Source organism: Sinomonas sp. G460-2, from assembly GCF_047759905.1.
In the GTDB taxonomy this organism is placed as follows: Bacteria; Actinomycetota; Actinomycetes; order Actinomycetales; family Micrococcaceae; genus Sinomonas.
In genome coordinates, this window is the sequence record NZ_JBKZWT010000100.1 from 1 (window position 1) to 11,944 (window position 11,944).

Below are 11,944 nucleotides of genomic sequence, written 5' to 3' on the forward strand. Positions count from 1 at the left end.
GTTGGGTACGGAGGTCCTCGACGCTTCGGCGCCCGGAGCGGACGACGGCGGCCTGGCCGCCTGGGTGCGCGAGAACGTGAGCTTCGTGGGCACCTCGGTGGACCGCATCACCCCGCGCACGACCGCCCAGGACGTCGCCGAGGTCGCCGAGCAGTGCGGCTACCGCGACGCCGCCCCCGTGGTGGCCGAGCCGTTCGCGTCCTGGATCCTCTCGGGCGAGTTCCCCGCGGGCCGGCCCGCATGGGAGGACGCCGGGGCGCTGTTCGTGGACAACATCGAGCCGTTCGAGAACCGCAAGCTCTGGCTCCTCAACGGTGCGCACACGATCCTCGCGTACTCGGGCCAGCTGCGCGGCCACGCCACGGTCGCCGAGGCCCTCGCGGACCCGGTGTGCCGGCAGGCGATGGAGGCCTTTTGGGACGAGGCCACGAGGCACCTGACGCTCCCGGAGCTCGACGTCCCGGGCTACCGCGCCGCGCTGCTCGAGCGCTTCGCGAACCCGCGGATCGCGCACTACCTGGCCCAGATCGCGCAGGACGGCTCGCTCAAGCTCCGGCTCCGCGCCGTGCCCGTGCTGCGTGCCGAGCGGGCCGAGGGCCGCACGGGCCTCGGCGCGGCCCGCATGATCGCGGCGTGGATGGATTATCTTGTCCACGTCGTCGGGCAGCGCGCCGAGTTCCATGATCCGCTCGAGGGCGAGGTTCGCCAGGCGCTCGGCCTCGAGGGCCGCGAGCGGACTGAGGCGCTCCTGAGCCTCGTGGACGCGGGGCTCTCGGCGGATGCCGCCGTCGTCGACCGCGTTGACAGCCTGCTGGGGACGTTTGCCGACGAGTAATCCCAAGCCCTGCAACGGGTGGCAATAAAGTGGCAAACGTTTGCCACCCGTTGGGGGGCTCACTATGGTGGGGAGAAAGCCGCCAGTGCCGTCGCTCACGCCAGCGACGGCTTGGCGAGGAAAGACGCATTGGATGGAGAGGAACGATATGAAGATCGTTGCTGCGGATGTCTTCGTGACGAGCCCGTCGCGCAATTTCGTCACGCTACGGATCACGACCGACGAGGGCGTCACGGGCATCGGTGACGCGACGCTCAACGGGCGCGAGCTCGCCGTCGCCGCGTACCTCAAGGAGCACGTGGCCCAGCTGCTCATCGGCAAGGACCCGCACCGGATCGAGGACACATGGCAGTTCCTCTACCGGTCCTCCTACTGGCGGCGCGGCCCCGTGACGATGGCCGCGATCGCGGCCGTGGACATGGCGCTGTGGGACATCAAGGGCAAGGTCGCGAACCTGCCGGTGTACCAGCTCCTCGGCGGGGCCTCCCGTGAGGGCCTCCGCGCGTATGGGCACGCGTCCGGCACGGACATCCCCTCGCTCTTCGACTCGATCCGCCACCACCTCGAGCTCGGCTACAAGTCGATCCGCGTCCAGACCGCCGTCCCGGGGATCAAGGCCGTCTACGGCGTGGCCGCCCAGACCCAGGCCTCGGGCGAGCGCTACGACTACGAGCCTGCCGGCCGCGGCGCCTTCCCCACGGAAGAGGACTGGGACACCCGCGCGTACCTGCGCCATCTCCCGACCGTCTTCGAGGCCGTGCGCAACGAGTTCGGCCCCGAGATCCCGCTCCTGCACGACGGCCACCACCGCATGACGCCGATCCAGGCCGCGAAGCTCGGCAAGGCGCTCGAGCCGTACGACCTGTTCTGGCTCGAGGACTGCACGCCCGCGGAGAACCAGGAGGCCCTGCGCCTGGTCCGCCAGCACACCACGACCCCACTCGCGATCGGCGAGATCTTCAACACCGTGTGGGACTTCCAGACCCTCATCAAGGAACAGCTCATCGACTACGTCCGCGCGGCGTCGACCCACTTCGGCGGCATCAGCCCGCTCAAGAAGGTCATGGACTTCGCGGCCCAGTACCAGGTCAAGTCCGGCTTCCACGGCCCCACGGACATCTCCCCGGTCGGCTTCGCCGCCCAGCTGCACGTTGGCCTCGCGATCCACAACTACGGGATCCAGGAGTACATGCAGCACTCGGACGCGACGAACACCGTGTTCGAGCAGTCCATGACGTTCGAGGATGGGTACCTGCACCCTGGCAACAAGCCGGGCCTCGGCGTCGAGTTCAACGAGGAGGCCGCGAACACCTACCCGTACCAGCAGGCCTACCTCCCGTACAACCGCCTCGTCGATGGCACGGTTCACGACTGGTGAGCAACACCACTGGTGAGCCGGTGATCGAGCAGGACGGCGCCGTGTTCCACGTCATCGCGATGGGCGTGTCCGGCTCCGGCAAGAGCACGGTGGGCAAGCTCATCGCCGACCGGCTCGGCGGGGAATTCATCGACGGGGACGATCTGCACCCGGCGGCCAACGTCGCGAAGATGGCCGCGGGGATCCCGCTCGACGACGCTGACCGCGAGCCGTGGCTCCGCGAGATCGGTGCCCGGATGGCCGCCGCGCGCGGCACGATGGTGATCGGTTCGAGCGCCCTGAGGCGCAAGTACCGGGATCTCATCCGCGCCGCCGCGCCGGATACCGTGTTCGTGCACCTCGACGGCACGCGCGAGCTCCTCGCCGAGCGCATGGCCGCGCGGCCCGGGCACTTCATGCCGCCGTCGCTGCTCGACTCGCAGCTCGCCACTCTCGAGCCGCTCGACTCCGACGAGGACGGCGCCGCGTTCAGCATCGCCGAGGAGCCGGAGCAGATCGCCCGCGAGGCTGTCGAGTGGCTGCGGAAGGACCGCGCCTAGAGCGTCAGCAACTAGAATCGGAGCCATGACTGCCTCCCTTGACTCAGCCCTGCCCGACCTGGCCGCCGCGCGCGCACGCCTCCTCGAGCTCATCAAGGAGCTCGCGGTCGTGCATGGGCGCGTGACCCTCTCGAGCGGGAAGGAGGCCGACTACTACGTCGACCTCCGCCGCATCACGCTGCATCACGAGGCATCGCAGCTCGTGGGCCAGGTCATGCTCGGCCTCATTGACCGCGCGGGCGTGCCGGTCGAAGCAGCGGGCGGCCTCACGATGGGCGCTGATCCCGTGGGCACCGGCATCATGCACGCGGCCCGCGAATCCGGCCGCGACGTCGACGCGTTCGTGGTCCGGAAGGTCCAGAAGTCGTACGGCATGGGGCGCCAGGTCGAGGGCCCCTCGGTCGAAGGGCGCCGCGTCGTCGTCGTCGAGGACACGTCGACAACGGGCGGATCGGCGCTCACCGCCGTCGAGGGCGTCCGCAACGCGGGCGCCGAGGTGACCGCGGTCGCAGTCATCGTCGATCGCGGGACGGGCGCAAAGGAGCGCATCGAGGCCGAGGCGGGCGTGCCGTACCTCTATGCGTTCAGCAAGGATGAGCTCGGACTCGACTGACCCCCGCGGGGGAACGCCCGCCCTCGGGGAGGCTGGCGTCCACGGCATGGTCGAGGTGCTTCGCGCCGCCGGCCGCATGCGGCGTGTCTCGCGCCGCGCCTTCCTGACTGGGGCCGTCGGCTCGGGCCTCCTCGCCGCGGACATGATGGTCACCAAGGCGATCCAGGCGCAGCGCCGCTCGACGGTCGTGCTCACCGCGAACGACGACGACGCGCGGCGCCGCTTCCCGGGCACCTCGTGGGTCCTGCTCCCCGGCTACAAGACGAGCTGGGAGGAGGCGCAGCTCATCATCACGCTGCTCGCGCCATCGCTGGGCGAGCGGGGGCAGCTCGCGGCGGTGGGGTATTCGAACGACGGCCTCGAGGTCGACGAGGTGATGGACGCGATCCTGGCCCATGCCTCGCGCAACAAGCTGACCGAGCTGAACCTGTACGGGCATTCCTTCGGCGGAATGCTCGCGATCGACGTCGCGTCCCGGCTGACTCGGCTGGGCGCGAGCGGCTCGGCGAGTGTTCCGCGCGTCGGTGCGATCGTGCTGGATTCGACGCCGGCCTCGAAGTACGACGTCAAGGACCTCTCGTGGTTCGAGGGCGTCGTCGAGCTGTACGAGCTCGGCTTCAGGGTGCCGTCGATCCTGCGCGGCGGGTATGAGCTGGGGGAGCGGATCGTCAACAAGCACGAGCGGACGTGGACCCAGGTCGTGGACCAGGCCCTCGAGCAGCTCACACCGCTCGCGCCCTCGAGCGTGCTCATCCAGACCGAGTCCCAGTACATCTACGACTGGGACGTCACGCGGTTCGCAGGGGAGATCGGCCGGACGCCGATCGGTTTCATCGGCAATCCGGGCGATCAGACCGTGGACTACGAGTCGGCTCGGGCCCGGTGGCAGAAGTACTTCCCCGACAACCTCGCCTCCTCCTCGCTGCAGACGCTCGGCGCCTTCCCCGCCCACGCGAGCCCCGAATGGAGTGCCCTCGTCTACAACACCGTGCTCGGGACGCTCCTGCCCGAGCTCCTTCCCCTGCCGCGCAGGATCGGCGGCGCGGGCGGCGGGGGCCGGTAGGCCGGCCCCGCCGCGGTCCTGTCCCCTTGTTCTCTTTCAATCGGTCCGCAGCCCGGGGTGTCGGGGCGAGGCACGCAAATTCGGGCTAAGAAGTGGACAGAAACGAAATCGGTTAGCGCTGCGGCGTGAGCACGCTGAGCCCCGCGGTCGGGAACGGCCTCGGGAAGATGCTTGGCACGGGGGCCGCCGTGGGCTCGAGCGCGATCGCCGAGGCCTCGGAGCCGACCGTGACGATCTCGCCCCGCACGCTCACGTCGAGCGGCTGGCCCGACTCCACGGCGAGCTGAAGCAGCCCGGGCGTGAGCCGGACGCTCAGGGTGCGGCCCTGGAGCTGCAGTCGGAACGCGAGGCTCTCCCATTCCTCGGGCAGGCGCGGGTCGAAGTAGGGGAGCGGGCCCTGGTCGCGGAAGCCCGCGAAGCCGTTGACGAGCGCGCTCCACACGCCGCCGGCCGACGCCGTGTGGACGCCGTCGATCGTGTTGTGGTGCAGATTGTCGAGGTCGATGAAGGCCGCCGTGGTGAAGTGCCGTAGGGCCTCCTCGGTGTACCCCACTTCGGCGGCCATGATGCCCTGGACGCACGCGGAGAGCGTCGAATCGCCCGTGGTGATCGGGTCGTAGAAATCGAACGCGCGCTGCTTCTCCTCCGCCGTGAAGTCCTGCCACTGGAGGAACATCGCGAGCACGGCGTCGGCCTGCTTGAGCACCTGGTGGCGGTAGATGACGAGCGGGTGGAAGTGAAGCAGCAGCGGGTACTTCGAGCGCGGCGTTTCCCAGTCCCACGGCTCGAGCGACATGAAGTCGGCATCCTGCGCGTAGACCCGCATGTCCGCGTCGTAGGGGAGGGCCATGCGCTCCGCCATGTGCGCCCACAGAAGCCGGTCGGTGTCCGAGATGCTCGGGTGGTCGAGTACCGCGGCCGCGCGGAGGTTGAACCTCGCCATGACGTTGGTGTAGAGGTTGTCGTTCACCACGGCCGTGTACTCGTCGGGGCCGGTGACCCCATGGATGTGGAACTGGCCGTTCTTGCCGAAGAAGCCGAGCGAGGCCCACATCCGCGCCGTCTCGGCGAGGAGGTCGGCGCCCGCAGAGGCGATGAACGCGTCGTCGCCCGAGGCCCACGAGTAGCGCGCGGCCGCGTACGCGATCGCCGCGTTGATGTGGAACTGCGCCGTGCCTGCGGCGTAGTACGCGCTCGCCTCCTGGCCGTTGATGGTGCGCCACGGGTAGAGCGCGCCGTCGACGTTGAGCTCGGCGGCCCGCGCGGTCGCCGCGGGGAGCATCTCGTGGCGGAAGCCGAGCACGCGTCGCGCGGCCTCGGGCGCCGTGTACGTGAGGTAGGGGAGGACGTAGATCTCCTGGTCCCAGAAGTAGTGGCCCTCGTAGCCCGAACCGCTCACACCCTTCGCGGGGATGCCCGCGACGCCGGCCTGCGATGTGGCCTGGGCGAGCTGGAAGAGGTTCCAGCGCACGGCCTGCTGGAGTTCCGGCGAGCCGCCGATCTGCACGTCCGCGGCGGCCCAGTAGCCCTCGTAGTGCGCGGCGCTCTCGGCGGCGAGCTCGTCGAACCTGCGCACCGCGGCGGCCGCGGCGTCCACGAGCTCCGGATCGGCGGCCGGTGCCACGGCGTAGCCGATGCTCTTCTCGAGCCGGAATGTCTCGTTCGGCTCGATCGGGAGGACGTAGCGCACCCCGCTGCGGTCGCCGTCGGCCTCCGTGGAGAAGGGCTGGTGCGGCGTGTTCGTGGAATGGTCGACGGCGATCGCGACGTGCTGCCGCGACGTCACCGTGGACCACGCGAGCCTGAGGCTCCCGTTCGCGCCCTCCGCGGCGACCGTCTCGAGCACGCGTCCCGCGTGCCGGCCCGCGCGGCGCGGGTCGTGCTCCGAGTGGTCCTCCGCCGGCTGGTCTTGGCGGTTGACGACGTGCGACTCCATGTCGACGACGATCCGCCGGTCAGCGCTGATCTCGAAGTCGATCGCGAGGCTCGAGCGGGACTGCGCCCCGATCACGCGCCGCTCGCGAGTGGTCACGGACGCGCCGGACGCCGTCTGCCACACGATCGTGCACTCGTACACGCCCGTCGCGAAGTCGAGGCGCCGGCGGTAGTCGAGCACCTCCGAGCCCGCGAGCGTGAGCTGCTCGCCGTCCACCCAGACGGTCGTCTCATGGGTGTCCGGGACGTAGAGGATGCGCTGGCCCTGCTTCGCGAAGCCGTACGCGTTCTCGGCGTGACGGATGTCGAACGTCTCGTGGAAGCCGTTCACGAACGTGCCGGGGAGGGCGGAATCCGCCTCGGCCGTGTGCGAGCCGCGGATGCCGAGGTGGCCGTTGCCGAGGCTGAAGAGCGTCTCGAGCGGGCCTTCCGCACCGGGAGCGTGGGTCGTCTCGAGGAGGCCCCACTCGTCGACGGGGAAGCGGAGGCGGTCTGCAGTGACGAGAGTCATGGGTGTGCGCCGTTCTGGGTGTGAGAAGAAGTCAGGGGGGATGGTTCTGTCAGGGGGCTGAGCGTCAGAGCAGCTCGGCGAGGTCGTTCACCACGAACGTCGCCCCCGCGGCCAGGAGCTGCTCGCTCCCCGCCCCGCGGTCAACGCCGACGACGGCGCGGAAGCCTCCTGCCGCCCCGGCTTGAACGCCGGAGACTGCGTCCTCGACGACGATGCACGCGCCGTGCGGGGCGTCGAGCAGCTCCGCCGCCCGATGGAACGTCGCGGGGTCCGGTTTGCCGGGGAGGCCCTCGCGAGCCGCCACGACGCCGTCGACCACCACGGGAAAGGCCTCCGTGAGGCCAGCAGCGGCCAGGACGGCAGGCGCGTTCCGGGACGAGGAGACGACCGCGAGCTTGAGGCCGCGCTCGCGGGCCACCTCGACGAGGCGCGCCGACCCGGGGTAGGGGGCTACGCCGTCGTTCTCGATGATCGCGTTGAAGATGCGATTTTTCCGGTTGCCCAGGCCCTGGACGGTCTCGTGGTCGGGGTCGTCGTCGAGCGGGCCCTCGGGGAGGACGATCTCGCGCGAGGCGAGGAAGTCGCGGACCCCGTCGAAGCGCGGCTTGCCGTCGATGTGGTCGAAGTAGTCCGTGTCCGAGTAGGCGGGGCCGCGGCCGGCCGCCGCGAGGTACTCCTCGAACAGGCGGCGCCAGGCCGACTCGTGGACGGCGGCCGTGGGGGTCAGCACACCGTCGAGGTCGAAGAGCAGGGCCTCGGTTCCGGTCCAGATGTCCAGCTGAGTCTGGGAGAGCATTGGGGGGCCTCCGTAGGTCAGTGCCGCGCGCGGCGTGTGGTCTTGCGTTCTATCAGGGGGGTGGGCAGTCGATGGTCTTGGGGTGGTGCGTCGGGATCCGGGCCGTCGAGCCGCTCCGCGAGCAGGGTGGCCGCGAAGGCGCCCTGATCTGCCACGGGCTGGGACACCGTGGTCAGCCCGAGGAACGAGCTCATGGGGTGATCGTCGATGCCGATGAGGGAGACTTTCTTCGGCGCCGTGACCCCGTGCTCGCGGAGAGCCTTGAGCGCCCCGAACGCTGCTTCGTCGCAGCCTGCGAAGACCGCGCCGGGCTGGCGACGGTTGGCGATCAGCTCCGTCATCGCCCGGTACCCGCCCTCGATCGACGATTCCGCGCTCACGATCATGTCCGGATGTGGTTCGAGGTCTTCTTCGGCGAGGGCCCGCTCGAACCCGGACTGCCGGTGGGCGGCCGTGCGGACGGTGCCGTCGCTCGGCTCGTTACCGGCGAGTGTAGCAATGTCCCAGTGGCCGAGGTCGAGCAGGTGCCGCGTGGCGCGGTAGGCGGCGGCTTCGTCGTCGATGCCCACGTTGTCCCAGGGGACGCCGCTGAGGCCGACGCTCGCCACCGAGAGCTTCGATTCTGCAAGCGCTTCCAATTGGGGCGTGCTGAAGTTCACACCGAGCAGCAGAACGCCGTCCACACGCTCGGAGAGCTCGTCGAGGTTCCCGATGAAGCGGTCCTTGGCGTCGTCGCGCCCTCGGAGGCTCAGGAGCACGGTGTCGAGCCCGCCGTCGGCGAAGGCCTCCTCGGCCGCCTCGACGGCCTCGGCGAAGAACCAGGCGGTGGCCCTCGGCACGACGATCGCGACGTGCCCCGTCTTCCCGCCGGCCAGGCGCGCAGCGGCCGACGACGCGCGGTAGCCGAGCTTTTCGGCCGCTTCCTCGACTCGCTGCTGCGCGGAGGGGGAGACGTTCGGCAGCCCGCGCAGGGCCCGGGAAACGGTGCAGATCGAGAGACCCGAGAGCGTCGCGACGTCATTGATCGTCGCGCGAGCGCGGTCAGCCACGGAACACGGCCTCAGCCCTTTCATCACCAGACAAGGAGGAGACGCCCGCCCCGCGCCCGGAAGAGTGTAAGCAGGAGTTGTAAGCGTTTACAAGAGCCGTGGCCGGGGCCGCGGACGACGGCGGGAGCGCACCTTTCGCGCGACTGCGCACCTCGCGTGCGAGAGCGCACGTTTCACCGCCGGGAAACGTGCGCTCTCGCGGGAAACGTGCGCTCTCGAGGGGCAGGGCTCGGCTGGGCCCGGGCTAGAGCTGATTCAGCAGGTCCGAGACCGAGTTGAGCACCTGGTTCGGGCGGAACGGATACGTGGGGATGTCCGCCTGCTGCGTGATGCCGGACAGCACGAGCACCGTGTGCAGTCCCGCCTCCATGCCGGCGACGATATCGGTGTCCATGCGATCGCCGATCATGGCCGTGGTCTCGGAATGGGCGTCGATCTGGTTCATGGCGGAGCGGAACATCATGGGGTTCGGCTTGCCGATCGTGTACGGATCGCGGCCCGTGGCCTTCGTGATGAGGGCTGCTATCGCCCCCGTCGCGGGCAGGACGCCCTCCTTCGAGGGGCCCGTGGCGTCCGGGTTGGTCGCGATGAAGCGCGCGCCGTCCACGATGAGCCGGATCGCGGTCGTGATGGCGTTGAACGAGTAGGTGCGGGTCTCGCCGAGCACTACGTAGTCCGGGTCCTGGTCGGTGAGGATCATTCCGGCCTCGTGGAGCGCCGTCGTGAGCCCGGCCTCGCCGATGCAGTAGACCCGCGCGCCCGGCATCTGGTCCTTGATGAAGACCGCCGTCGCGAGGGCCGAGGTCCAGATGTTCTCCTCGGGGATCGAGAGGCCCGAGGACCGCAGACGCGCCGCGAGGTCGCGGGGCGTGAAGATCGAGTTGTTCGTGAGGACGAGGAACCGACGCGAGGTGTCGACCCAGCGCTGGATGAGCTCGGGCGCACCCGGAATCGGGTGGTTCTCGTGCACGAGCACGCCGTCCATGTCGGTAAGCCAGCATTCGATCTCCTGGCCGCTGCGATAGACGACCTTGGCGCTCGCGGGCGCGGGAACGGCGGCGAGGGTATCGGTGGTCGGGGCGACGGTATCGGCCATGGTGCCTCCTGATCGGGGACTGACCGGGCCAGTCTTTCATCTTGGGGGCAAGTGCGGGGATGGGATGCGACCCATCCGCAACAGCGGAGAATCCAGACGCGCAACACCGCAAATGCGGATCTAGACTGGTCCCATGCCACTCATCCGCATCGCCGAGGCCGCGAGCCTGCTCGGCGTGAGCGACGACACCGTGCGGCGCTGGGTCGACGCTGGCGCGCTCACCGCCGTGAAGGACGCCTCCGGGCGCGCCGCGGTCGACGGCGCCGAGCTCGCCGAGTTGGCCCGCCGTCAGGCCCCGGCGCCGCGGGACACGAGCGGCGTGGCGCGCTCGGCGCGCAACAGCTTCGTGGGGCTCGTCACGAAGGTCATCGAGGATCGCGTCATGGCGCAGGTCGAGCTTCAGTGCGGCCCGTACCGCGTGGTCTCGCTCATGAGCTCGGAGGCCGTGCGCGATCTCGGCCTCGAGCCGGGGAGCGTCGCCACGGCCGTGGTCAAGGCAACGACCGTCATCGTCGAGACGCCCGGAGGGAAGGCCCCATGAAAAACCGCATTGTGAGACCCCGATCGAGGCTCGCTGCGGCCGGGGCGCTCGCGCTCGTCGCCCTCCTCACTGCGTGCGGGGCGATGCCGATGACGGGCGGGGGCCAGTCGACGTCGTCCTCCTCGGCGAGCCTCACGGTCTTCGCGGCCGCGTCGCTCAAGGCGACGTTCACGGATCTCGCGCACCAGTTCGAGATCGCCCACGGGGGTGCCAAGGTCAATCTGAGCTTCGGCGGCTCGTCCGATCTCGTCGCCCAGCTCCAGAACGGCGCGCCCGCGGACGTGTTCGCGTCCGCGGACGAGGCAAACATGGCGAAGGCGACGAGCGGCGGCCTCCTGTCCGGCGGGCCCCAGATCTTCGCGACGAACGTCCTCGAGATCGCCGTGCCGAAGGGCAACCCCGCGGGCATCCACTCGCTTCAGGACCTCGCCAAACCCGGCGTGCGCCTGGTGCTGTGCGCCCAGCAGGTCCCGTGCGGGAGCGCGTCGCAGAAGGCCGCGCAGTCCGCGGGCCTCGCGCTCAAGCCCGTGAGCGAGGAGCAGTCCGTCACGGACGTGCTCGGCAAGGTCATCTCGGGGGACGCCGACGCCGGCCTCGTCTACGTCACGGACGTCAAGGGCGCGGGCGGCAAGGTGGACGGCGTGCCGTTCCCCGAGTCGAAGGCCGCGGTGAACCGGTACCCCATCGCCGCGCTCAAGCAGTCCAAGGCGGGCGCTCTCGCGCAGGAGTTCGTCGACTTCGTGCGGGGCGCCCAGGGGCAGAAGGTGCTCGGCGATGCCGGATTCGGCGCGCCGTGACACGCGCGCCCCTCGCCCACGCACGAGGGCGTACTCGGGGCTTCCGCGCTGGGTCTACGTGCCCGCGGCGCTGGGCGGGTTGTTCGTGCTCATCCCGTTCCTGGGGATCCTGGCCAGGGTCGACTGGCTGCACTTCGTCCCGCTCATCACGTCCGACTCCTCGCTCGCGGCCCTCCGCCTGAGCCTCGAGACCGCCCTCGCGAGCACCGCCGGGTGCCTCGTTCTCGGCGTCCCCATGGCGCTCGTCCTCGCGCGCGGGCCGGTCCGCGGGCGCCGGTGGCTGCGCTCGCTCGTGCTCTTGCCGCTCGTGCTGCCGCCGGTCGTCGGCGGTCTCGCGCTCCTCTACACGTTCGGCCGGCTCGGGCTCGTGGGGCGCTGGCTCGATGTCTTCGGGATCCAGCTCGCCTTCACGACGACCGCCGTGGTCATGGCGCAGACGTTCGTCTCGCTGCCGTTCCTTGTGGTGAGCCTCGAGGGTGCGCTCCGCACGGCCGGCGGCCGGTACGAGGCGGTCGCCGCGACGCTCGGCGCCAGCCCCACGCACGTGTTCCGGCGCGTCACGCTCCCGCTCGTGCTTCCGGGGCTCGCGTCCGGGCTCGTGCTCTCGTTCGCGCGGAGCCTTGGCGAGTTCGGCGCGACGCTCACGTTCGCGGGGAGCCTCCAAGGGGTGACGCGGACCCTCCCGCTCGAGGTGTACCTCCAGCGCGAGGTCGATCCGGACGCCGCGGTCGCCCTCGCGCTCGTGCTCGTGCTCGTGGCCGCGTTGGTGGTCGGAGTCGCCTACGGGCGGC

11 protein-coding genes and 1 pseudogene are annotated in these 11,944 nt (G+C 70.2%); 8 read left to right on the forward strand and 4 right to left on the reverse strand.

Annotated elements, in window-relative coordinates:
• From ACLN58_RS11190 to ACLN58_RS11210, 5 genes and pseudogenes are all read left to right on the forward strand, one after another.
• Positions 1-835 (forward strand): annotated as a pseudogene (locus ACLN58_RS11190) (mannitol dehydrogenase family protein); the annotation flags it as partial.
• 148 nt (positions 836-983) lie between these two features.
• Positions 984-2,213, forward strand: coding sequence for a D-mannonate dehydratase ManD (gene manD, locus ACLN58_RS11195; protein WP_415855346.1), 1,230 nt, complete (start codon positions 984-986; stop codon positions 2,211-2,213).
• On the forward strand, positions 2,210-2,752 hold the full coding sequence (locus ACLN58_RS11200; protein ID WP_415855336.1) for a gluconokinase: 543 nt from the start codon (positions 2,210-2,212) through the stop codon (positions 2,750-2,752). Before manD ends, ACLN58_RS11200 begins: the two co-directional genes overlap by 4 nt.
• 25 nt (positions 2,753-2,777) lie before the next feature.
• Complete coding sequence (gene pyrE / locus ACLN58_RS11205; protein ID WP_415855337.1) at positions 2,778-3,365, forward strand: orotate phosphoribosyltransferase; 588 nt, start codon at positions 2,778-2,780, stop codon at positions 3,363-3,365.
• On the forward strand, positions 3,346-4,428 hold the full coding sequence (locus ACLN58_RS11210; protein ID WP_415855338.1) for an alpha/beta hydrolase: 1,083 nt from the start codon (positions 3,346-3,348) through the stop codon (positions 4,426-4,428). The genes pyrE and ACLN58_RS11210 overlap by 20 nt, the downstream gene beginning before the upstream one ends.
• Before the next feature lie 112 nt (positions 4,429-4,540).
• Here ACLN58_RS11210 and ACLN58_RS11215 read toward each other — a convergent pair whose 3' ends face one another.
• The 4 genes from ACLN58_RS11215 to ACLN58_RS11230 all read right to left on the reverse strand — a co-directional run bounded on the left by ACLN58_RS11215 (position 4,541) and on the right by ACLN58_RS11230 (position 9,815).
• Positions 4,541-6,874, reverse strand: a complete 2,334-nt coding sequence (locus ACLN58_RS11215) for a glycoside hydrolase family 65 protein (protein ID WP_415855339.1) — start codon at positions 6,872-6,874, stop codon at positions 4,541-4,543.
• Positions 6,875-6,938: 64 nt separating this feature from the next.
• Positions 6,939-7,670: an HAD family hydrolase gene (locus ACLN58_RS11220; protein ID WP_415855340.1), complete on the reverse strand. Its 732-nt coding sequence runs from the start codon at positions 7,668-7,670 to the stop codon at positions 6,939-6,941.
• A gap of 17 nt (positions 7,671-7,687) precedes the next feature.
• On the reverse strand, positions 7,688-8,719 hold the full coding sequence (locus ACLN58_RS11225) for a LacI family DNA-binding transcriptional regulator (RefSeq protein ID WP_415855341.1): 1,032 nt from the start codon (positions 8,717-8,719) through the stop codon (positions 7,688-7,690).
• 244 nt (positions 8,720-8,963) lie between these two features.
• Positions 8,964-9,815 carry an HAD-IIA family hydrolase gene (locus ACLN58_RS11230; protein ID WP_415855342.1) on the reverse strand — a complete coding sequence of 284 codons (852 nt, stop codon included), beginning with the start codon at positions 9,813-9,815 and terminating at the stop codon, positions 8,964-8,966.
• A gap of 133 nt (positions 9,816-9,948) precedes the next feature.
• Here ACLN58_RS11230 and ACLN58_RS11235 point away from each other — a divergent pair, with 133 nt between their 5' ends.
• The 3 genes from ACLN58_RS11235 to ACLN58_RS11245 all read left to right on the forward strand — a co-directional run.
• Complete coding sequence (locus tag ACLN58_RS11235) at positions 9,949-10,356, forward strand: TOBE domain-containing protein (RefSeq protein ID WP_415855343.1); 408 nt, start codon at positions 9,949-9,951, stop codon at positions 10,354-10,356.
• On the forward strand, positions 10,353-11,153 hold the full coding sequence (gene modA, locus ACLN58_RS11240; RefSeq protein WP_415855344.1) for a molybdate ABC transporter substrate-binding protein: 801 nt from the start codon (positions 10,353-10,355) through the stop codon (positions 11,151-11,153). The genes ACLN58_RS11235 and modA overlap by 4 nt, the downstream gene beginning before the upstream one ends.
• Positions 11,131-11,944: ABC transporter permease (locus ACLN58_RS11245; protein ID WP_415855345.1), on the forward strand; the 814-nt coding region annotated here is incomplete at its 3' end. The genes modA and ACLN58_RS11245, both read left to right, overlap by 23 nt.

Excerpts from the sequence above, each read along its gene's own strand:
- manD (WP_415855346.1), top strand. The coding sequence starts at position 984 with ATGAAGATCGTTGCTGCGGATGTCTTCGTGACGAGCCCGTCGCGCAAT.
- pyrE (WP_415855337.1), top strand. The coding sequence starts at position 2,778 with ATGACTGCCTCCCTTGACTCAGCCCTGCCCGACCTGGCCGCCGCGCGC.
- ACLN58_RS11210 (WP_415855338.1), top strand. The coding sequence starts at position 3,346 with ATGAGCTCGGACTCGACTGACCCCCGCGGGGGAACGCCCGCCCTCGGG.
- ACLN58_RS11215 (WP_415855339.1), bottom strand. The coding sequence starts at position 6,874 with ATGACTCTCGTCACTGCAGACCGCCTCCGCTTCCCCGTCGACGAGTGG.
- ACLN58_RS11220 (WP_415855340.1), bottom strand. The coding sequence starts at position 7,670 with ATGCTCTCCCAGACTCAGCTGGACATCTGGACCGGAACCGAGGCCCTG.
- ACLN58_RS11230 (WP_415855342.1), bottom strand. The coding sequence starts at position 9,815 with ATGGCCGATACCGTCGCCCCGACCACCGATACCCTCGCCGCCGTTCCC.
- ACLN58_RS11235 (WP_415855343.1), top strand. The coding sequence starts at position 9,949 with ATGCCACTCATCCGCATCGCCGAGGCCGCGAGCCTGCTCGGCGTGAGC.
- modA (WP_415855344.1), top strand. The coding sequence starts at position 10,353 with ATGAAAAACCGCATTGTGAGACCCCGATCGAGGCTCGCTGCGGCCGGG.